This is a genomic window from Kocuria sp. KRD140 (assembly GCF_017168375.1).
Classification (GTDB): domain Bacteria; phylum Actinomycetota; class Actinomycetes; order Actinomycetales; family Micrococcaceae; genus Kocuria; species Kocuria marina.
The window spans coordinates 434,570-454,094 of record NZ_JABFAW010000009.1; the positions used below are offsets into that span (position 1 = coordinate 434,570).

Here is a 19,525-nt window from a genome sequence, read left to right on the forward strand (position 1 = left end):
ATGACTGACAACGACGTGACCGGTGCCGCACAGCAGCGCGTGGAACTGCGCGGTGTGGGGGTCAGCCCCGGGCGTGTGATCGCCCCCGTGGTGCACATGGCACCCGCCGTGAGCGAGCCGCCCGAGGGCGAGCCGCTCACAGGGGACGCCGAGGCCGCGATCGACCGCCTCAAGGCAGCGGCGCTCGAGGTCAAGGCCGAGCTCAAGGAAAGGGCCGCTCGGGCGCGCGCGGAATCCGCGGCGGAGGTACTCAAGGCCACGTCCCTCATGGCGGGGGACAAGGCCCTGATCAAGAACGCGGGCAAGCTCGTGACCGATCAGCAGCTCAGCCCCGAGCGGGCGCTGTGGCAGGCTGCCACCGCGTACGCGGACCAGATGCGGGCCATGGGCGGCTACATGGCCGAACGTGCCGCGGACATCGAGGACGTCCGCGCGCGCATCGTCGCCCGACTGCGCGGGGAAGACGCCCCGGGCGTGCCCCAGCGCAAGGAGCCGTTCGTGCTCGCGGCCGAGGACCTCGCACCGGCGGACACCGCGGTGCTGGATCCGGACGTCGTCGTGGCGCTGGTGACCGCCTCCGGCGGACCCCAGTCCCACACGGCGATCCTCGCGCGCAACCTCGGGCTGCCGGCTGCCGTGGCCGTCGAGGGGATCCTCGAGGTCCCCGCGGGGACGCCCGTGTTCGTGGACGGTGCCGAGGGCGCCGTCGTCGCGGCACCGGCAGAGCACGAACGCGAGGCAGTGACCGCGTGGCAGCGCGCGGCCGCGCAACTCGCGTCCTTCGACGGCCGGGGCGCGCTCGCGGACGGCACCGAGGTCCCGCTGCTCGCCAACGTGGGCACCGGCGACGACGCCCGCGCGGCTGCCGAGGCCGGCGCCGAGGGCGTGGGGTTGTTGCGCACCGAGTTCTGCTTCCTGGGCCGGGACAGCGAACCCACCGTGGCCGAACAGACCCAGGCGTACGCCGAAATCTTCGCGGCGTTCGAGGGCAAGAAGGTGGTCGTGCGCACGCTCGACGCCGGGGCGGACAAGCCCCTGCCTTTCCTCACGGACACCACCGAGCCCAATCCCGCGCTCGGTGTGCGCGGCTACCGCACCGACTGGACCACCCCGGGCGTGCTGCAGCGCCAGCTCGAGGCGATCGCGGCGGCGGCCCGGGAGACCGGTGCGCACGTGTGGGTCATGGCACCCATGATCGCCACCGCGGAGGAGGCCGCCCGGTTCCACGAACTCGCGAGCGTCGAGGGGCTGCAGGTCACCGGCGTCATGGTCGAGACACCCGCCGCGGCCATCACCGCCGAGCAGATCCTCGAGCGCGTGGACTTCGTGTCGCTCGGGACCAACGACCTCACCCAGTACACGATGGCCGCGGACCGCATGCTGGGTGCACTCGCCGAGTTGAACTCCCCGTGGCAACCGGCCGTGCTGCGCATGATCGAGCGCACCGCGGCGGGTGCGCGAGCGGCGTCTGACGCGTCCGGTGAACACAAGAACGTGGGCGTGTGCGGCGAGGCCGCCGCGGACCCCGCGCTCGCCGTGGTGCTCGTGGGGCTCGGGGTGGACACCCTGTCCATGAGCGCACGCTCGCTCGCCGCCGTCGCCGCCGTGCTCGCCCGCGTGGACACCGCCCAAGCCGAGCGGCTGGCCGCACTCGCCGTGTCCGCCACGAGCGCGCGCGAGGCCAAGGAAGCCGTGCGGGCACAGTTGCCCGTGCTGCACGAACTGGGGCTGTGACCCCGCCCGAACCAGCGTCACCCGAACCGACCCAGCAAGGAGCTGACATGTCAGAACGCATTGCCACCGTGGCCTCCCGTGTGGGGCTGCACGCCCGGCCCGCCGCGATCTTCGCGGAGGCCGCCGGCGAGTACGAGAACCTGGAGATCACCATCCGCGCCGAGGGCGAGGACGCCGAGGAGGGCATGGACGCGTCCTCGGTGCTGTCCCTGATGTCCCTGGGCGCGGCCCACGGGGACAAGGTGGTCCTCGCGGCCGACGGCGACGGCGCCGAGGAAGCCCTCGAGCACCTCGCCTCGATCATCGAGACGGACCTCGACGCCGAGTGATCCTCCCCACCGCCGGCGCCGGGCGCCCCTGTGTGGGCACCCGGCGTCGGCGCTTTCCCGGGGGGTGATCGTCGCATTCCGGTGACCGGGGTCGGGGCCCAGGGCGAGGAGTACGGTGAATCGCATGGTGCGGTTTCTCATTCTGACAGGTCTGGTCGTGGCCACGATTGCCACGGTTCTCGCAGCGGTCTTCGGTCCCTGGGGATGGTGGATCCTCGCAGTCATCTTCTTCCTGCTGTTGCTCGTGGGCATCCGCGATGCGACGCAGCGCAGGCACTCGATCCTGCGCAACTTCCCCGTGCTCGGGCACGCGCGGTTCTTCATGGAGAAGATCCGCCCCGAGATCCAGCAGTACTTCATCGAGCGCAACTACGACGGCAAGCCGTTCAACCGTGACCAGCGCTCGCTCGTGTACTCGCGGGCCAAGGGCTTCAAGGGCGACAAGGCGTTCGGCACCGAGCTCAACGTGAACGAACCGGGCTACGAGTACTTCGTCCAGTCCGTGGCGCCCAAGGCGGCCCCGGAGAGCGAGCACCGCGTGCGCCTGGGCGGGCCGGACTGCAAGCAGCCGTACGACGCATCGCTGCTGAACATCTCCTCCATGAGCTTCGGCTCCCTGTCCAAGAACGCCGTGCTCGCCATGAACAAGGGCGCGGCCATGGGCGGGTTCGCGCAGGAGACCGGTGAGGGCGGGCTGACCAAGTACCACCTCGCCCACGACGCCGACATCATGTGGGAGTTCGGTTCCGGGTATTTCGGCACGCGTGACGAGAACGGCAACTTCGACCCGGAGGCCTTCCGCAAGAAGTCCAACCTGCCGCAGGTCAAGGCCATCAACATCAAGCTCTCCCAGGGCGCCAAGCCGGGCCTGGGCGGCGTGCTGCCGGGCTCCAAGGTGACCGAGGAGATCGCGGAGGCGCGCATGGTCCCCGTGGGCCAGACCTGCATCTCCCCGGCCAGCCACTCGGCGTTCACCACGCCGCGCGGTCTGATCCAGTTCGTGGCCCACCTGCGGGAACTGTCCAACGGCAAGCCGATCGGCTTCAAGCTGTGCGTGGGCTCGCGCGTGGAGTTCCTGGCCATCTGCAAGGCCATGATCGAGGAGAAGGTCACCCCGGACTTCATCATCGTGGACGGTTCCGAGGGCGGCACCGGTGCTGCACCGCTCGAGTACCAGGACCACGTGGGCACCCCGCTCGTGGAGGGTCTGATCCTGGTGCACAACGCGCTCGTGGGTGCGGGACTGCGGGACCGGATCAAGATTGGCGCCGCCGGGAAGATCACCTCGGGCCACGACATCGTGCGCCACATCATCCAGGGTGCTGACTTCTGCATGAGCGCGCGCGCCATGATGATGGCCGTGGGCTGCATCCAGGCCCAGGCGTGCCACACCAACAAGTGCCCCGTGGGCGTGACCACGCAGAACCCCAAGCTCTACAAGGCCCTGGACATCGAGGACAAGGGTGACCGCGTGGAGCGTTACCACCGCCTGACCGTGGAGGAAGCGGGCCAGATCATCTCCACCATGGGCTGCGAGCACCCCGAGGAGCTCACGCGTCAGATGCTGCGCCGCAAGGTCACGGCCACCCAGAGCATCTCGTACGAGACCCTCTACCGCTGGCTCACGCCGGGCGAGCTGTTCGAGGGCGTCGAAGGCGGTTGGGGTGAGGACTGGGATTACGCCGATCCGGACAAGTTCACCCCGGGTCACCCGGGCAAGTACGTGTTCAAGGGCCGCAGCCCGCTGGAACCCGGCGACGTCATGCCGGCGGACGATCGCGAGCCGGCGCTGTCCGGTGCCCGCGGCGGCGAGCGCGGTACCGAGTCCGCCACGCCGCGCACGAGCGGGCCGTCCGCGGGGCAGGCCTCCGAGGCGAACCCCGGGCAGTCCACCGCGGGCACGAGCCGGCGTCCCGAGGGGCAGCCTGGCAACGCGGCCGGTGCCCAGCACACGACGAGCGACCCGTCCCCGGACTCCGATCACGTGGACCCCTCCGACGACTCACGCACCCGCAACCCCGGGCTCGCCTGAGCCCGAGGGATACCATGTGAGGCGGTGCCGCGACAGCGCGGCACCGCCTCACGTCGTCAGTGCCCCCCTGTACAGGATTGAGAGAGCCTTGCGAGAATTCACGGCACGTTTTGCCACCGATCAGGAAATCGCCGAGTGGGACTCCCACGTCACGGCCAACCCCTCGGGTGGCAACCTGTTGCAGTCGGAGGCGTTCGCGCTGGTCAAGAAGGACCACGGGTGGAAGCCGCAGTACGTGGTGTACGAACCCACGGACGGTTCGCAGCCCAGTTACAACCTGGTGCTCGAGAAGTCCGTGCCCGCCCTGGGCAGGCTGTGGTACATGATCAAGGGCCCGGACGTGGCGAGCGTGGACGACATCCCCGGCATCGTGGCGGCCAACGAGCGCTTCGTGGCGGGTCCCGCGCGCGGCGTGTTCGCGATCAAGTACGAACCCGAGATCGTGGCCTCCGACTATGCCGCGGGCGTGATGGCGCGCAGCGGACTCGTGAAGTCCTTCGAGATTCAGCCCAACGACTCCACCGCCGTGCTGGACACGGACATGGACGAGAAGGCCCTGCTCAAGTCCCTGCACTCGCGGGGTCGCAACGCGGTGCGCCGTGCGACCCGCGAGGGCTGCGAGGTGGACCAGGTCCCGCTCACGGAGGAGAACATGCGCGCGATGTACGCGCTCATGGATTCCGTGGGTCAGGGTCACGCCAAGGTGACCCTGCGTTCCTACGAGTACTACCGGGCGTTCTGGAACAATTTTGCCGATCGCGGTCAGGGCCGGCTCTACTTCACGTACGAGGACGGCAAGCCCTCGGTGGGTGCCTACGTGATCTCCTACGGGCGCAAGGGCACCTACAAGGATGGCGGCTCCAAGCCGCGGCGCAAGCAGTACGGGGACTCGCACCTCGTGCAGTGGAGCGCCATCACGGACCTGAAGCAGGACCACGAGATCACCCAGTACGACTTCTGCGGGACCCCGCCCTCCGACCAGCTCAAGAACAAGGAGCACCCCTACTACGGTCTGGGGTTGTTCAAGACGAGCTTCACCAAGACTGTCGTGGATTACGTGGGCGTTTGGGATCAGCCACTCAGCCGCGCGAAATACGCTGTGTGGAACAACGTGGCGGAGAAGGTACAGCGCCAGTTGTGGGTGCGCCGCACGGGTCAGCCCTTCTACTGACCGGCGGCCGCGGCCCCTCCACCCGGCCCCCGCTCGCCCGCAGGCGAGGACGTGGGCGAGCACGGGCGCGCGAGCGGATGCGTGTGGGCCGCACCCCAGCACACAGGAGTCGAACAGTGCCTGCGGCGGCAGGGAAGGGTGATCCCACGTGAGCGTGAGCGAGCAATTGACGCGTCTGGCGCACCAGGGCTACCCGTCCTCGGGTGAGAGCACGGGCCCGCACGCGGTGGACGGTGAACCGTTCGGTCCCGCCGGGGACACCGCGCTGCGCGACGCCGTGCAGCACACGAGTCCGGGGCGTCGTACGCGTTACGCACCGCGCCCCACCGAGGAACAGGCCGCCCGGGCGGAACTGCGTAGCGCGCCCGTGCACACCGACACCCGGACGACGTCGCAGCTGCGGGTCCCCGGCGTCCGTCCCCGCAGCGCCGGGCGCGGTCCCGCGACCGGCACCGGAACGCCGCAGGTCTCCTCCCTGCCCGTCCTCACACCGGGCCAGATCGCCGCCGACCGCGCGGGCCAGGGGCACCGGGCGGCGGTTCCCGCGGCATTGACCGAACCCATCGGCAGCCCGTCCCGGCGTGGCACCGCCCCCGCGAGCTCACCCGTGGAGCGCCCGGAAACCGTGGCGCACGAGCCGGCGCCCGCGACCACCGCGATCTCGCGGGGCGTGTACCCGGCCACCCGGGTCAAACCGTCGCGGGCACCCAAGGCACTGTTGCGCTCCCTCGTGCAGGGGGACGCCGCGCCCACCGCGCCCATGCGTGTGGTGGACCGGCTCACCGCCACACCGTTCCAGCACCTGCGCAAGTTCGGGGACAGCACGGACCGCCAGGCCCGGCGCACCCTGAACTTCGCGCTGCGCCTGGCCGAGACCATGTTCCACTACGGCGCGGACGCGCTGGACGTGGAGAACGCGATCGTCGCGGTGTGCGCCACGTACGGGGTGGAGAACCTGGACGTGGACATCACCAACCAGTCGGTGACCATCAACTACGTCGCGGAGACCACGGCCACGGGCAAACTCACCGCCGCCGGCGAGGCCCCGCGGCGGGTCACCGAGGACACCGGTTCCTCCGCCCACCCCGCGACCGCCCTGGCGGGCACACCCGGGACCACGGGGGAACAGCGCGGGAGCTCCGCGCCGCGCACCGGCCAGGACCCGTGGGGCGATTCTTCGACCTCGAGCCACACCGTGATGCGCGTGGTGCGTTCATGGACCGACAACTACTCGGGTCTCGCGGACTCCCATCAGCTCGTAACCCGGATCATCGAGGGCAACACGCCCCTGCGGGACGCCGAACGGGAGCTCGCCCGGATCAACGCCCGGCCCAAGCCCTACCCCAAGTGGGTCGTGTGGCTCGCCACGGTGATCGCGGCGGGGACCATCACGCTGGCGATCGGCGGCAGCCCGGCCGGTGCGCTCGTGGCCGTGGTCTCCTCCGTGGTGGTGCAGTCCGTCACGGCGAAACTGGGGGCGTGGCGCATCCCGGAGTTCTTCTCCCTCGCGGCCAACGCCCTGGTGGTCACGCTCGGTGCCCTGTTGATCTCGGCGGTGGGGGTCGAGGTGTCCCCGCCCAGGGTCATCGCCGGTGGGATCATCATGTTGTTGCCCACCACCCGCATGGTCTCCACGATGCAGGACGCGATCAACGGTTTTCCCGTGACCGCGGCCGGACGACTACTGTCCACCGCCATGGCGTTCCTGGGGATCGTGGCCGGGATCGCCCTGGGGATCACCTTGTCCGCGCACCTGGGGGTCCCACGGATTGACGTTTCCCAGTCCGGGTTCACACCCGCGGCAGCCATGACCAACACAGTGTTCATGCTGATCTCCACCGCTCTGATCGCGATCACCATGCAGGCGAAGCCGCGTCACCTGCTGCCTGCCGTGGCCGCGGCCCTCGTGGGCCTCGGTTTTTACCACGGCATCGGCAGCTTCGATCCCAGCACACGATTGGCCACGGGCGTGGGGGCTGTGGCGAGCGGTTGTGTGGCCGCGCTGCTCGCGGCGAGGGCCAAGATCCCGCAGGCGATCCTCGCGATCCCCGCGATGACCTACCTGCTGCCCGGGTTGAGCTTGTTCCGCGGAATGTACGCGATCACCGTGGAGAACGAGACCACGGGGAACGGCATCACGGGACTCGTCAACGCCATGGTGTCCATCGTGCTGCTCGCGGCGGGCGTGGTGCTCGCCAAGTACCTCATGCGCCCGTTCATCGAGCGGATGCAGTACCTCTCCCAGCGGCGCAACCGCCGCCGCTGACCGGTCAGAGGATCTTGCCCACGGGCAGCTTCTTCTCCGCCTGGAACGTCTCCTCGGCCCGCCCGGCCGCCCAGTACCCGGACAGGGATACCTGCGAACGCTCGAGCCCGCGGACGTCGAGCAGTTCCTTCCGGGCAGCCTTCATGGTCTCGCGCTCGCCGTGCACGAACGCCTGCACACCCGCGGTGTCCTCGGGCCACGCGGCGTTCGCGAGTCCCGTCACGAGGGCGCGCTCACCGTCCTGCTGAGCGGCGCGGTGCACCCAGCGCACCCGGACGCCCTCGGGGATCGCGAGGTCGGTGAGGTCGAGTTCGTGGGAGGCGTCCTCGACCTCGAGGACGGCTTCTCCTCGCGCCGAGGCGGGCAGCGCCTCGAGGTTCGCGAGCACGGCGGGGACGGCGGCGTCGTCGCCAGCGAAGACGCTCCACGCGGCGGCCGGATCCGGGAGCCACTTGCCGCCCGGGCCGAGCGCCACGATCCGGTCGCCGGGGGACGCGGCATCCGCCCACGGCCCCGCATAGCCTTCGGTGCCGTGCAGGGCGACGTCGATCCACACGGTCTCGGTGTCGGGTTCCGTGTGGCGCAGGGTCATGTGCCGCGTGACGGGCTGGTCCTGGGGTGCGGCGTTTTCGCGCGCGGCCCAGTAGTCGGGGAACGCGCCGGGCGCGGTCGCCGCGAGCGTGGCTGCGGAGAAGAAGACGAGCTTGACGTACTTCTCCGGCGCCTCCATGTCCTGGAACTGGTCGGCGTTCTCGATCCTGCACACCACGCGCACCATGCCCGGGGAGAGCTGAATCCGGTCCGTAACCGTGAGGTTGAGCTGGGGTTTGCGGGGTCGCGCCGGAGTTTGTGCCATGCGTCCAGCGTAGGTGCTGCTACGCGGGCAGTTCCCACGAGACGGGCTGGGCGCCCTGTTGTTGCAGCAGCTCGTTGGCGCGGGAGAACGGGCGGGAACCGAAGAACCCCCGGGACGCGGACAACGGGGACGGGTGCACCGATTCCACGGTGGGCGCCCCACCCAGCCAGTCCTTGGTGCCGCGGGCGTCGCGACCCCACAGGATGCCGACGAGGGGTTGCTCGCGCGCCCCGAGCGCGCGGATCGCGCACTCCGTGACCGCTTCCCAGCCCTTGCCCCGGTGGGACGCGGGGGAGCCCGCGCGCACCGTAAGGACCCTGTTGAGCAGCATGACGCCCTGCTCGGCCCACGAGGACAGGTCCCCGTGCGCGGGCGGTGTGATCCCCAGATCGGAGTGCAGTTCCTTGTAGATGTTCTGCAGGGACCGCGGGATCGGGCGCACGTCCGGGGCCACCGAGAACGAGAGGCCCATCGCGTGGCCCGGGGTGGGGTAGGGGTCCTGGCCCACGATCAACACCTTGACCGCGGACATCGGCTCGCGAAGCGCGCGGAAGATGTGGTCCCCAGCGGGCAGGGTGTGGTGGCCCTCGGCGTGTTCGCCGCGCAGGAACTCGCCCACGGCCCGAATCTGCGGCTCCACGGGTTGCAAGGCACGGGCCCACTCCTCGTTCATGATCTCGTGCAACGGGGGCGGGGTGTTCACGGTGCGACCTCCAGGGCGTGCGGCCTCCGGGTACCGCCCGGAGCGTTAGGGTTGAGCCCATGTCTACCACGGGCGACGGCCTCGACGAGCTCGACCGGGCCATCCTGGACCTGGAGTCCGAGCACTGGAAGTACCGCGGCGCCAAGGAGTCCGCGATCCGCTCCCGCCTGGGGTTGAGCCCCGTGCACTACTATCAGCGGCTCAACGCCCTGATCTCCTCAGAGGCCGCCGCGCGCCACGCCCCCATGCTGATCTCCCGGTTGCGCCGCGCGCGCAATCGCTGAGTGGGTCCCCGGGTGCGCGTGGGATAGTGGGCAGCGCACCGCGGACCCCTGACCGCCGCGGGTCCGGCAGGCGGGGCGCACGCCGTCCCACGGTCCCGGCACCCGCGGGTCGGCGCCCCTGATCCCGCCGTTCGTTGAGGAGAGCCACAGCATGAGCGAGTACCCCCGTGACGAGTTCGACGACGTCCCCGAGGACGGCGCCAGGCAGGGTGCCCACCGAGGCCATAACCCGAATGCCCGAGCGGGGTCCCGGGGCAAGTTCCTGGTCATCCTCGTGACCGGTGTGCTCGCCCTCGTCCTGGGGGCGGTGGCCTTCGTGAACGCCCCGCGCACGGCCCAGGAAGCGCTCGCCCTCCCCGCCGCAGCCGTTGCGGTGTCCCCGGACGACGACGCCGCGGCCGGTGCCTCCGCGGTGGGTGCCGTGGCGCTCGGGACGGCCGCGAGCGACGTCGTGCCCGGAGCCCCCGCGGCCGCCTGACCCGCCCGTTCAGCCGGGGACGAAACCTGAGTCCACTGGACGCAGGGCGTTTGCGGTTCCGGCATGACGAGTGCCACTATGGGATTAGCACTCAGTCGCGTGGACTGCTAACCGGGTCCGGTGGTGGTCGCGCGGCGGACGAGTGACATCACGGTGAGGTGGTTGCGGCGCGGTGAGGATCGCGGCGCGGCACCGTCCGTCGCGGGCATCGTGATGACAAGTCTTGTTTGTCAACCGTCCAGGAGGGACGAAACACATGGCAAAGATGATCGCATTCGACGAAGAAGCCCGCCGCGGCCTCGAGCGGGGCCTGAACACCCTCGCGGACGCCGTCAAGGTCACCCTCGGCCCGCGCGGACGCAACGTGGTCCTCGAGAAGTCCTGGGGCGCCCCCACGATCACCAACGACGGCGTGTCCATCGCCAAGGAGATCGAGCTCGAGGAGCCGTACGAGAAGATCGGCGCCGAGCTCGTCAAGGAGGTCGCCAAGAAGACCGACGACGTCGCCGGTGACGGCACCACCACAGCCACGGTGTTGGCCCAGGCCCTCGTGAAGGAGGGCCTGCGCAACGTGGCCGCCGGTGCGGACCCGCTGTCCCTCAAGCGTGGCATCGAGAAGGCCGTGGCCGCCGTGACCGAGCAGCTGCTGTCCTCCGCCAAGGAGATCGAGACCGAGGAGGAGATCGCCGCGACCGCGTCCATCTCCGCCGCGGACCCGGAGATCGGCAAGCTCATCGCCGAGGCCATGGAGAAGGTCGGCAAGGAAGGCGTCATCACCGTCGAGGAGTCCAACACCTTCGGGCTGGACCTTGAGCTGACCGAGGGCATGCGCTTCGACAAGGGCTACCTCTCCGGTTACTTCGTGACCGACGCCGACCGTCAGGAAGCCGTCCTCGAGGACCCCTACATCCTGATCGTCAACTCCAAGATCTCCGCCGTGAAGGACCTGGTCCCCGTACTCGAGAAGATCATGCAGGCCGGCAAGCCGCTGCTGATCATCGCCGAGGACGTGGACGGCGAAGCGCTCGCCATGCTCGTGCTGAACAAGATGCGCGGTGCCGTGAAGTCCGTGGCCGTCAAGGCCCCCGGCTTCGGTGACCGCCGCAAGGCGCAGCTTGCGGACATCGCGATCCTCACCGGCGGCCAGGTCATCACCGAAGAGGTGGGCCTGTCGCTCGAGTCCGCCACGATCGACCTGCTGGGCCAGGCCCGCAAGGTCGTGGTGACCAAGGACGAGACCACCATCGTGGACGGCGCCGGTACGCAGGAGGAGATCGAGGGTCGCGTGGCCCAGATCCGCGCGGAGATCAACAACTCCGACTCCGACTACGACCGCGAGAAGCTGCAAGAGCGGCTGGCCAAGCTGGCCGGCGGAGTGGCCGTCCTCAAGGCGGGTGCCGCCACCGAGGTCGAGCTCAAGGAGCGCAAGCACCGCATCGAGGATGCCGTGCGCAACGCCAAGGCCGCCGTGGAGGAGGGCATCGTCGCTGGTGGTGGCGTGGCCCTGATCCAGGCCGGTGCCAAGGTCTTCGAGTCCCTCGGGCTGTCCGGGGACGAGGCGACCGGTGCCAACATCGTCAAGGTCGCGATCGACGCGCCGCTCAAGCAGATCGCGCTGAACGCCGGTCTCGAGCCGGGCGTGGTTGTGGACAAGGTGCGCGGGCTCGAGACCGGTTGGGGCCTCAACGCCGCCACCGGCGAGTACGAGGACCTCATGGCCGCGGGCATCAACGACCCCGTCAAGGTGACCCGTTCCGCCCTGCAGAACGCGGCGTCCATCGCCGGGCTGTTCCTGACCACGGAAGCCGTGGTCGCGGACAAGCCCGAGCCCGAGGCCGCCGGTGCGGGCGCGGGTGCCGATCCCATGGGTGGCATGGGCGGCATGATGTGATCTCGCTCTTCTGAGTGAGTTCCGCCCGCTACACGGGTGGGCATTTCGAGAACCCCGGGGACACGTGCTGTCCCCGGGGTTCTCGCATCTCCGGGAGCGCTCGCGCACCCGGGTGCTCTTCGCGCGCCCGGGTGGTGGCCCCGGGGTGGTCCGCTGAACCGCGGGCCAATGCGGGACCGGACGATCGCCTGTCAGCGGCGGTGGTTCAACGTGTCGGAAGGTTTTGCGAGGATGAGCGCATGACGATCATCGCTTCCGCGGACGGCTCCGCACTCGGCAACCCCGGACCCGCGGGGTGGGCCTGGTACATCGATCCCACTTCGTGGCGCGCGGGGGGTTGGGCCCACGGGACCAACAACATGGGCGAGCTCACCGCGGTGCTCGATCTGCTCCGCTCCACCCGGCACCGCGCGGACGAACCGCTGCGGGTGCTGTGCGACAGCCAGTACGTGATCAACTCGGTCACCAAGTGGATGCCGGGCTGGAAGAAGAAGGGCTGGAAGAAGCGCGACGGCAAACCCGTGCTCAACATGGAGATCATGAAGGCGCTGGACCGCGAGCTCTCCGGTCGGGACGTCAGCTTCGAGTGGGTCAAGGGGCACGCGGGTCACGAGCTCAACGAGGCCGCGGACGAGCGCGCCCGCGCCATGGCCACGGCCTACCAGTCCGGCACCGCGCCGGAGGACATGCCCGCGGGGCCGGGCTTCCGGGACGACGCGGGCCGCGGAATCGAGGCGGGAGACGTGGAACCGGATCTTTTCTCCGCGTGGGCCTCCTCGGAGGACCTTCCGGCGGGTCACGCCGGGTCCACGGACTCCCCGGATTCCGGCGGCACCCCCGAGCATCTCATCTCGGACGCGGCCTCGCGTGAGGCCACGGTTCTCGGCCGCGGGAATGCTCCCGGTGGACCGGGGGAGTCCCTGCACCCCGACCTGGTGTGCGTGGACCGGCGAGGTGCCACGGCAGCCCCCGAGTCCGTGCTGAGCATCGTCGAAGCGGCAGGGTGTGAGCCCCGGGAGCTGCGGGTCACGGCCCTGGGCGCGCATGCCTACCACGTGAGCTACCGGCTCGAGGAGACATCCGTCGTGACCCGGCGCAGTTCCGTGTGGGTCCGCGAGGACCAGCACCACGACATGGGCCCATGGCTACTGCGGTACCACCAGGTCACGGCGGAGGTCTGAGCCCGGGCTCACCCGGCGAACATCCGCGCGTTCGCGGCCTCGGTCTCGGCGTACTGGGTGCCCGCGGTCGCGAGCGCCTGGTTGATCTGGGCCACGGCCTGTTCCATCTGGGCCTGCGCGGAGCGCCAGGAGTGGAAGGCCTCCTGGAAGCTGGCCGAGGCGGTGCCGGTCCACGAGGCCTGGAGATCGGCGAGCGTGGCGCTCATGCCGTTGACCTCGGAGCTGAGCCGTTCGATGTGCCCGTGGGCCTGCTGAGACTTGGCGGCAATGGTGTCACTGTCCACGACGAAGTGGGCCATGGTGTTTCCTCCCTGGAGCGGATGCGGTGGCCGGTGGATTGCCGGGCCCGATCCACGCTAGGCAGCACGTGCCGCGCAACGCCCCGGAGAGGGAGGGGATGGGGACTCAGGCGTCCTCGGAGTCCTCGTCCACAGGTTTCGTGTGGGGGATCCGCACGGTGAAGGTCGCCCCGCCGCCGTCGGTCTCCTCGAGTTTCACCGCGCCGTCGTGCTGGGCGATGATCGCGGCCACGATGGACAGGCCCAGCCCCGTGCCGCCGGTCTCGCGGGTGCGGGAGGAATCCGCGCGGTAGAAGCGTTCGAAGACGCGCTCGGCGTCCTCCCGGTCGATGCCGGGCCCGTGGTCGCGTACCTGCAGCACGGAGGTGAACCCGCCGTCCACGGCACTCTCCAGACCCACCGCAAGTTCGAGCGGCGATCCCGCGGGGGTGTAGCGCAGGGCGTTGGTGATCAGATTGGCCACGACCTGGCGCAGCTTGGACTCGTCCCCGTGCACCCACGCGGCCTCGGGCTGGGCGTCGTGCAGCCCCACGACCCGCACCGTGCGGTCCGGTGCCGTGGCGTGGGCGTCGGACGCGGCGTCGTACGCCAGGTGCAAGAGGTCCACGGGTCGCGTGGTGGCGACCCTGCGTTCGTCCAACCGGGCCAGTGTCAGCAGGTCCTCCACGAGCTGGGTCATCCGCTTGGACTCGGACTCGATGCGTTCCATGGCCTTGCCCACGTCCTCGGGCGTCTGCAGCGCGCCGTGGCGGTACAGCTCCGAGTACCCGCGGATCGACACCAGGGGGGTGCGCAGCTCGTGGGAGGCGTCCGCCACGAACCGCCGCAGTTTGATCTCGGAGCGGGTGCGGGCGTCGAACGCGTCCTCGATGTGGCCGAGCATCGCGTTAAGCGAGCCCGAGAGCTGTCCAATCTCGGTCTGGGGATTATAACCCTCCATGCGCTGGGAGAGGTCTCCCTCCGCGATCCGGGCGGCCGTGGCCTCGACCTGCCGCAACGGTTGGAACGCCCGGGTGACCATGACCCAGCCCACGGTCATGGCCGCGAGCAGGGTGGCCAGGCCGAAGCTGAACGTCAGCAACCCCACGCCGGAGATGATCGCGTTGGTGCGGTCCAGGGGTTCGGCCACGACCACGGACATGTCGAACGCCGTGAGCTTGGTGGGCACCACCCGCCACTTGCGCTCGGGGACGCCCACGGATCCCACGGTCTCCGCCTGGCCGTCGTGGGCCATGACGTAGTCCAGGGTCATCCCGCTCAGATCTGGACTCGATCTGTCCGGGGACGTGCCGGTACCGCTGCGAGCGCTCGCCACCACGTTGCCGTTCTGATCCAGCAGGTACCCCGAATTGGGCACCGGTGTGGTCACGTCACCCTGCAGCGCTCCCGTGAGCACCGGGGCCACGGTGTTTACGGACCCGCGCAGTTCCTGGTCCATGCTGGTCACGAGCGAGTCGCGCAGCACGGACACGGCCACGAGCGTGGTCACCGAGATGCTGATGGCCAGCAACAGCCCTGTGAGGGCCATCAGCTGGGAACGCAGGGATGCGGAGCGGAACCGGCGGGTGAGGACGTTCAACGGTTCAGTGGCGCTTGTCCGTCGAGCGCAAGAGGTAACCCACGCCGCGCTTGGTGTGGATCAGGGACGGCTGCTCGGGGTCGTTGTCGATCTTGCGGCGCAGATAGGAGATGTAGGACTCCACGATGGAGGCGTCCCCGTTGAAGTCGTACTCCCACACGTGGTCCAGGATCTGGGCCTTGGACAGCACCCGGTTCGGGTTGAGCATGAGGTAGCGCAGCAGCTTGAACTCGGTGGGGGACAGGTCGATCTCGCGCCCGCCGCGGAAGACCTCGTGGGCGTCGTCGTCCAGGACCAGGTCGTCCACGCGCAGCCGGGAGTCCTCCTCCTCGAGCGGCTGGGTGCGGCGCAGGACAGCGCGGATGCGGGCGACGACCTCGTCCAGGCTGAACGGCTTTGTCACGTAGTCGTCACCGCCCACGGTCAGGCCGGCGACCTTGTCGTCGGTGTCGTCCTTGGCGGTGAGGAACAGGATGGGGAAGTGGCGTCCGGCGGCGCGCAGCTTGCGGGTCACGGAGAATCCGTCGATGTCCGGGAGCATGACGTCCAGCACGGCGAGGTCCGGGTCCTCGGCCTCGGCCTTGAGCAGGGCGTCCCGGCCGTTCGCCGCGGTGACCACTTCGAAGCCCGCGAATCGCAGGGAGGTGGCCAGCAGTTCCAGGATGTTGGGTTCGTCGTCGACGACGAGCAGTTTCGCTTCGGGTGTTTTCGTGTTCACGCCCGTCAGTATCTCCAAGTTTCCTGAATGGATTCTGTTCTCCGGCGGTCCGTTATCTGGAAGGGCGACGCCGCTGCGCGCGCCTCAGCGGGCCGAGCGCCGTCGCGCGCCCCGCAACAGTTCCACGCACATCAGCAGGAAGGCCACGGGGAGGAAGATCGCGGGGAAGACCGTGAACCCGCCCCAGATCACGTGCCCTCCGGCGGCCGCCATGAGCACCGCCACCAGCGACAGCGCGCACATGAACGCGAGGACCAGTGCGACGACGAGCAGGGGGGACATGCCCCGGCGAGGGCTTGGGGAGGTGCGGCCGGATGCGGTGGGAACGGTGGGTTCGGACATGGTCCTCACGGTAGCAAGGACCGGTTACGCGGTGGGTTGAATCCGGGCCCGAGGCGATCATGAGGGGGCTAAACTATTGACTTCGCGAGCCGCCCGCGTTCCCGTCGGTGGCCGCGCAGACACGGCGACGAGAGACTGAGGTGATCCGCGTGCCCACGGGCAAGGTCAAGTGGTTCGACGCAGACAAGGGTTTCGGCTTCCTGGCCACCGACGACGGCCAGGAAGTGTTCCTGCATTCGTCCGCCCTGCCCAAGGGGGTCACCACGGTCAAGCCCGGGACCCGCATGGATTTCGGGATCGCGGACGGCAAGCGCGGTGCGCAGGCCCTGTCCGCGACCTTACTGAGCAAGCCGCAGTCCGTGGCTCGCAACACGCGCAAGCCCCCCGAGGAGATGGCCGTGCTCACCGAGGACCTCATCCGGTTGTTGGACGGGATGTCCAACGGACTGCGCCGGGGGCGCTACCCGGACCACTCGCACGGCAAGAAGATCGCGACCATCCTGCGCACCGTGGCGGATGAGCTCGATGTCTGAGAACACCGCGGAGACCGCTCCGCAGCGACCCGCGGGGCGTACACGCACACCCAAGCAGGACCCGGTGCTTACGGGCGCGGTGGATCTCGCGCGGGAGGCTGTGCTGGCCCCCGTGACGGACGCGTCCTCGGTGGGGGAACACCTCGGTGTCACCGTGCACGAGGACCGGCTGCTGACCCACCTCTTCGACTGTCGCCTGGCTGGCTACCCTGGCTGGGCGTGGTACGCGACCGTGGCCCGGGCCCCGCGCAGCAAGCACGTGACCGTGTGCGAGACCGGCCTCATGGCGGGTCCTGATTCCCTCCTGGCCCCGGACTGGGTGCCGTGGGAGGAGCGGATGCAGGCGCTCCAGGAGCAGGAGGCGCAGGACGAGCACGACTCCCCGGCGGAGGGGGACGAGCACTCGGGCGATGGGCAGGACTCCGCCGACGCCGAGCACGCCGGTGACGGTGACACCGCACCCGCCGAGGGGACCCCCACCGATGGGGAGACCTCCCGCACCGAGGACGAGTACGCTGCATCGGAAGACGCCGAGGACGGCGCAGCATCGTAGGCAGTGGACCGGCCGCCGCCCCCGGGACCCCGCCGCCGGCGGTCCCGGAGTCGGGGATGTTCCGGTCCCTGCGCATCCGTAACTACCGTCTGTGGTTCACGGGTGCGCTCGTGTCCAACGTGGGTACGTGGATGCAGCGCACCGCCCAGTCATGGCTCGTGTTCGATGAACTGACAGATCACGACGCCACGGCCATGGGCGTGGTGATGGCCCTGCAGTTCGTTCCGCAATTGCTGCTCGCCCCCTACGCGGGGGTGCTCGCGGACCGCTACGACCGGCGCCGGATCCTTGTGATCACGCAGGGTGTCATGGCACTGCTGGCCCTGGGGTTGGGCATCCTGTTGCTCCTGGACGTCGCGCAGTTGCCCACCGTGTACGCGTTCGCGCTGGGTCTGGGGATCGTCGCGACGTTCGACGCCCCCGTCCGGCAGACGTTCGTCTCGGAGATGGTCCCGGACACCCACGTGTCCAACGCAGTGGCCCTGAATTCCACATCGTTCAACTCGGCGCGGTTGATCGGTCCCGCGGTCGCCGGTGTGCTGGTCGCCGCCGTGGGCACGGGGTGGGTCTTCATGATCAACACCCTCACGTTCGCCGCGATGATCTGCGCGATCGTGCTGATCGACGCCGCCAAGTTGCGTCCCGCTCCACGCGCGCGGCGGGCACGCGGGCAGATCCGGGAGGGCATCGGCTATGTGCTCCACCGCCCGGACCTCGTGGCGGTCATGAGCACGATCTTCATGATCGGCACGTTCGGGATGAACTTCGCCGTGTTCCTCGCGGCCATGGGTGGTTCCGTGTTCGGGCGCGGCTCCGAGGAGTTCGGCGTCCTCAACTCGATCCTGGCAGTAGGCACCCTGACCGGGGCGTTGCTCTCCGCCCGCCGCGCGCGGGCGCGGTTGCGCTACATCTTCTTAGGCTGCGTGGCCTTCGCGATCACGTGCCTGGGTGCGGCCACCGCCCCCACGCTGTGGGTTTTCGCGCTGTGGCTGATCCCGTGCGGCATCGCGTCGCTCACGATCATGACCACCGCCAACGCCTATGTCCAGACGACCACCGCACCCGCGATGCGCGGGCGCGTGATGAGTCTCTACATGGCCATCTTCATGGGCGGTACGCCGATCGGCGCACCCACCGTGGGGTGGCTGACCGACACGCTCGGGGCGCGGTGGGGCATGGGTGCGGCGGTGCTCGCCGGGGTCGTGGGCGCGCTGATCGGCGCGTGCTTCGCGTGGCGACTGCGCCGGGAACGGCAGCTCGCGGCGTCGTCCACGGCGGCGCCGGGGACGACGTCGCGCGGCTGAGTCCGCTCAGTCCAGGCCGTTCGCCACGGTCCAGTCGATGCACTCCAACAGGGCGCGGACGTCCTCCGACGGTACGGAGACGAACGTGGCGATCCGCAACTGGTTGCGCCCGAGCTTGCGGTACGGCTCAACGTCCACCACGCCGTTCGCGCGCAGGACGGCCGCGATCCGGGCGGCATCCACCGCGTCGTCGAAGTCCACCGTGCACACCACGGGGGAGCGGTGCTCGGCCAGCGTGACGAACGGGGCGGCGACGTCGCTGCGTTGCGCCCAGTCGTAGACGAGCCCCGAGGTCTCGGCCGTGCGGCGGGATGCCCAGTCCAGACCGCCCTGGGCGTTGAGCCAGCCCGCCTGCTCGTTGAGCATCACGAGCCCCGCGAGTGCGGGGGTGTTGTAGGTCTGGTGCTTGCGGGAGTTCTCCACGGCCGTGGCAAGGGACAGCACGTCCGGGATCCAGCGACCGGACGCGGCGATGCGCTCGACCCGCTCGAGCGCGGCGGGGGAGAAGGCGGCGAACCAGATCCCGCCGTCACTGCCGAAGTTCTTCTGCGGGGAGAAGTAGTAGACATCGGTCTCAGAGAGGTCGACCGCCATCCCACCCGCGGCGGACGTCGCGTCGATGACCGTCAGAGCGCCGTCGTCCGCGTGAACGCGCTGTACGGGCATGGCGACGCCGGTGGAGGTCTCGTTCTGGGGCCACGCGTAGACGTCCACCCCGGGCGCCACGCGAGGCCCCTCGGGGCGTGAACCGGCCGGGGCCTCGATGACCACGGAGGGTTCGAGGAACGGTGCGCGATCCGTCACGTGCGCGAACTTGGCGCCGAACTCCCCGAAGCTGAGGTGCTCGGCGCGCCGGGACACGAGGCTGAAGGCCGCGCTGTCCCAGAAGGTGCTGGACCCACCGAGACCCAGCACGATCTCGTACCCCTCGGGCAGTGCGAAGAACTCGGCGAGGCGCTCCTGCACCTGCGCTACCAGGTTCTTGACCGGGGCCTGGCGGTGGGACGTACCCAGCAGCGTGCTGCCACCGCGTTCGAGCGCGGCCACCTGCTCGGCCCGCACCCGGGACGGGCCCGCGCCGAAACGGCCATCCGCGGGCAACAGGGACGGGGGGATCACGGGCATGCTGGTCACGAAGGCTCCTCTGGCGGGCGGTCGGGTGTGTCCCCCATTGTGCCCGCCCGGGGAGTCGATGGCGCGTTCGAGACGCCTGCCGCCAGGACACCCACTGGCTATAATTATCCTGAATCATTCAGACTAGGCTGAACGGCA

19 protein-coding genes are annotated in these 19,525 nt (G+C 69.6%); 12 read left to right on the top strand and 7 right to left on the bottom strand.

The features are described 5' to 3' along the window. The 5 genes from ptsP to J1M36_RS10710 all read left to right on the top strand — a co-directional run bounded on the left by ptsP (position 1) and on the right by J1M36_RS10710 (position 7,532). Positions 1-1,734 carry a phosphoenolpyruvate--protein phosphotransferase gene (gene ptsP / locus J1M36_RS10690; protein WP_206479534.1) on the top strand — a complete coding sequence of 578 codons (1,734 nt, stop codon included), beginning with the start codon at positions 1-3 and terminating at the stop codon, positions 1,732-1,734. Between the two features lie 47 nt (positions 1,735-1,781). Further along, complete coding sequence (locus J1M36_RS10695) at positions 1,782-2,063, top strand: HPr family phosphocarrier protein (protein ID WP_035963817.1); 282 nt, start codon at positions 1,782-1,784, stop codon at positions 2,061-2,063. A 124-nt stretch (positions 2,064-2,187) separates the two neighbouring features. After that, the gene (locus J1M36_RS10700) at positions 2,188-4,095 is read left to right on the top strand and encodes an FMN-binding glutamate synthase family protein (protein ID WP_206479541.1); all 1,908 of its coding nucleotides are present in this window, start codon (positions 2,188-2,190) and stop codon (positions 4,093-4,095) included. 88 nt (positions 4,096-4,183) lie between these two features. Continuing rightward, positions 4,184-5,266, top strand: coding sequence for a peptidoglycan bridge formation glycyltransferase FemA/FemB family protein (locus tag J1M36_RS10705; protein ID WP_035963815.1), 1,083 nt, complete (start codon positions 4,184-4,186; stop codon positions 5,264-5,266). Between the two features lie 154 nt (positions 5,267-5,420). Beyond that, complete coding sequence (locus J1M36_RS10710) at positions 5,421-7,532, top strand: threonine/serine exporter family protein (protein WP_342358336.1); 2,112 nt, start codon at positions 5,421-5,423, stop codon at positions 7,530-7,532. A gap of 4 nt (positions 7,533-7,536) precedes the next feature. On the opposite strand, the gene J1M36_RS10715 is transcribed toward J1M36_RS10710, so the two are convergent. Both J1M36_RS10715 and J1M36_RS10720 read right to left on the bottom strand, forming a co-directional pair. Beyond that, complete coding sequence (locus J1M36_RS10715; RefSeq protein ID WP_206479545.1) at positions 7,537-8,388, bottom strand: siderophore-interacting protein; 852 nt, start codon at positions 8,386-8,388, stop codon at positions 7,537-7,539. Between the two features lie 19 nt (positions 8,389-8,407). Beyond that, complete coding sequence (locus J1M36_RS10720; RefSeq protein WP_082943443.1) at positions 8,408-9,091, bottom strand: uracil-DNA glycosylase; 684 nt, start codon at positions 9,089-9,091, stop codon at positions 8,408-8,410. 59 nt (positions 9,092-9,150) lie between these two features. Between J1M36_RS10720 and J1M36_RS10725 the strand changes: the two genes are divergently transcribed. The 4 genes from J1M36_RS10725 to J1M36_RS10740 all read left to right on the top strand — a co-directional run bounded on the left by J1M36_RS10725 (position 9,151) and on the right by J1M36_RS10740 (position 12,925). Beyond that, positions 9,151-9,375 carry a DUF3263 domain-containing protein gene (locus J1M36_RS10725; protein ID WP_035963809.1) on the top strand — a complete coding sequence of 75 codons (225 nt, stop codon included), beginning with the start codon at positions 9,151-9,153 and terminating at the stop codon, positions 9,373-9,375. A gap of 151 nt (positions 9,376-9,526) precedes the next feature. After that, entirely contained in the window at positions 9,527-9,853 is a 327-nt protein-coding gene (locus J1M36_RS12865) for a hypothetical protein (protein ID WP_241181032.1), read from the top strand. 256 nt (positions 9,854-10,109) lie between these two features. Then, a complete protein-coding gene (groL, locus tag J1M36_RS10735; protein ID WP_064847215.1) occupies positions 10,110-11,744 on the top strand; it encodes a chaperonin GroEL in 1,635 nt (544 codons plus the stop codon). Positions 11,745-11,983: 239 nt separating this feature from the next. Next, a complete protein-coding gene (locus J1M36_RS10740; protein WP_193519804.1) occupies positions 11,984-12,925 on the top strand; it encodes an RNase H family protein in 942 nt (313 codons plus the stop codon). Positions 12,926-12,933: 8 nt separating this feature from the next. On the opposite strand, the gene J1M36_RS10745 is transcribed toward J1M36_RS10740, so the two are convergent. The 4 genes from J1M36_RS10745 to J1M36_RS10760 all read right to left on the bottom strand — a co-directional run bounded on the left by J1M36_RS10745 (position 12,934) and on the right by J1M36_RS10760 (position 15,863). After that, complete coding sequence (locus tag J1M36_RS10745; RefSeq protein WP_064847213.1) at positions 12,934-13,224, bottom strand: WXG100 family type VII secretion target; 291 nt, start codon at positions 13,222-13,224, stop codon at positions 12,934-12,936. A 106-nt stretch (positions 13,225-13,330) separates the two neighbouring features. Further along, entirely contained in the window at positions 13,331-14,803 is a 1,473-nt protein-coding gene (locus J1M36_RS10750) for a HAMP domain-containing sensor histidine kinase (protein ID WP_206479547.1), read from the bottom strand. A 4-nt stretch (positions 14,804-14,807) separates the two neighbouring features. After that, the gene (locus J1M36_RS10755; RefSeq protein ID WP_206479549.1) at positions 14,808-15,521 is read right to left on the bottom strand and encodes a response regulator transcription factor; all 714 of its coding nucleotides are present in this window, start codon (positions 15,519-15,521) and stop codon (positions 14,808-14,810) included. A gap of 84 nt (positions 15,522-15,605) precedes the next feature. Next, positions 15,606-15,863 carry a hypothetical protein gene (locus J1M36_RS10760; protein ID WP_206479552.1) on the bottom strand — a complete coding sequence of 86 codons (258 nt, stop codon included), beginning with the start codon at positions 15,861-15,863 and terminating at the stop codon, positions 15,606-15,608. Positions 15,864-16,012: 149 nt separating this feature from the next. On the opposite strand from J1M36_RS10760, the gene J1M36_RS10765 reads away from it, so the two are divergent. The 3 genes from J1M36_RS10765 to J1M36_RS10775 are packed head-to-tail and all read left to right on the top strand — an operon-like array spanning position 16,013 to position 18,253. After that, positions 16,013-16,396, top strand: a complete 384-nt coding sequence (locus J1M36_RS10765) for a cold-shock protein (RefSeq protein ID WP_064847236.1) — start codon at positions 16,013-16,015, stop codon at positions 16,394-16,396. Beyond that, positions 16,389-16,949 (top strand): DUF3027 domain-containing protein, encoded by a 561-nt coding sequence (locus J1M36_RS10770; RefSeq protein ID WP_241247062.1) that lies wholly within the window; start codon positions 16,389-16,391, stop codon positions 16,947-16,949. Before J1M36_RS10765 ends, J1M36_RS10770 begins: the two co-directional genes overlap by 8 nt. Before the next feature lie 56 nt (positions 16,950-17,005). After that, on the top strand, positions 17,006-18,253 hold the full coding sequence (locus J1M36_RS10775) for an MFS transporter (protein WP_206479557.1): 1,248 nt from the start codon (positions 17,006-17,008) through the stop codon (positions 18,251-18,253). 6 nt (positions 18,254-18,259) lie between these two features. Here J1M36_RS10775 and serC read toward each other — a convergent pair whose 3' ends face one another. Continuing rightward, entirely contained in the window at positions 18,260-19,378 is a 1,119-nt protein-coding gene (gene serC / locus J1M36_RS10780; protein ID WP_206479921.1) for a phosphoserine transaminase, read from the bottom strand. Positions 19,379-19,525: the final 147 nt, after the last annotated feature.

What these genes read in the sequence shown, in the direction of transcription:
- J1M36_RS10770 (WP_241247062.1), top strand. Translation starts at nt 16,389, where the DNA reads ATGTCTGAGAACACCGCGGAGACCGCTCCGCAGCGACCCGCGGGGCGT.
- J1M36_RS10700 (WP_206479541.1), top strand. Translation starts at nt 2,188, where the DNA reads ATGGTGCGGTTTCTCATTCTGACAGGTCTGGTCGTGGCCACGATTGCC.
- J1M36_RS10740 (WP_193519804.1), top strand. Translation starts at nt 11,984, where the DNA reads ATGACGATCATCGCTTCCGCGGACGGCTCCGCACTCGGCAACCCCGGA.
- J1M36_RS10745 (WP_064847213.1), bottom strand. Translation starts at nt 13,224, where the DNA reads ATGGCCCACTTCGTCGTGGACAGTGACACCATTGCCGCCAAGTCTCAG.
- J1M36_RS10775 (WP_206479557.1), top strand. Translation starts at nt 17,006, where the DNA reads ATGTTCCGGTCCCTGCGCATCCGTAACTACCGTCTGTGGTTCACGGGT.
- J1M36_RS10715 (WP_206479545.1), bottom strand. Translation starts at nt 8,388, where the DNA reads ATGGCACAAACTCCGGCGCGACCCCGCAAACCCCAGCTCAACCTCACG.
- J1M36_RS10695 (WP_035963817.1), top strand. Translation starts at nt 1,782, where the DNA reads ATGTCAGAACGCATTGCCACCGTGGCCTCCCGTGTGGGGCTGCACGCC.
- J1M36_RS10725 (WP_035963809.1), top strand. Translation starts at nt 9,151, where the DNA reads ATGTCTACCACGGGCGACGGCCTCGACGAGCTCGACCGGGCCATCCTG.
- serC (WP_206479921.1), bottom strand. Translation starts at nt 19,378, where the DNA reads ATGCCCGTGATCCCCCCGTCCCTGTTGCCCGCGGATGGCCGTTTCGGC.
- J1M36_RS10760 (WP_206479552.1), bottom strand. Translation starts at nt 15,863, where the DNA reads ATGTCCGAACCCACCGTTCCCACCGCATCCGGCCGCACCTCCCCAAGC.
- ptsP (WP_206479534.1), top strand. Translation starts at nt 1, where the DNA reads ATGACTGACAACGACGTGACCGGTGCCGCACAGCAGCGCGTGGAACTG.
- groL (WP_064847215.1), top strand. Translation starts at nt 10,110, where the DNA reads ATGGCAAAGATGATCGCATTCGACGAAGAAGCCCGCCGCGGCCTCGAG.
- J1M36_RS12865 (WP_241181032.1), top strand. Translation starts at nt 9,527, where the DNA reads ATGAGCGAGTACCCCCGTGACGAGTTCGACGACGTCCCCGAGGACGGC.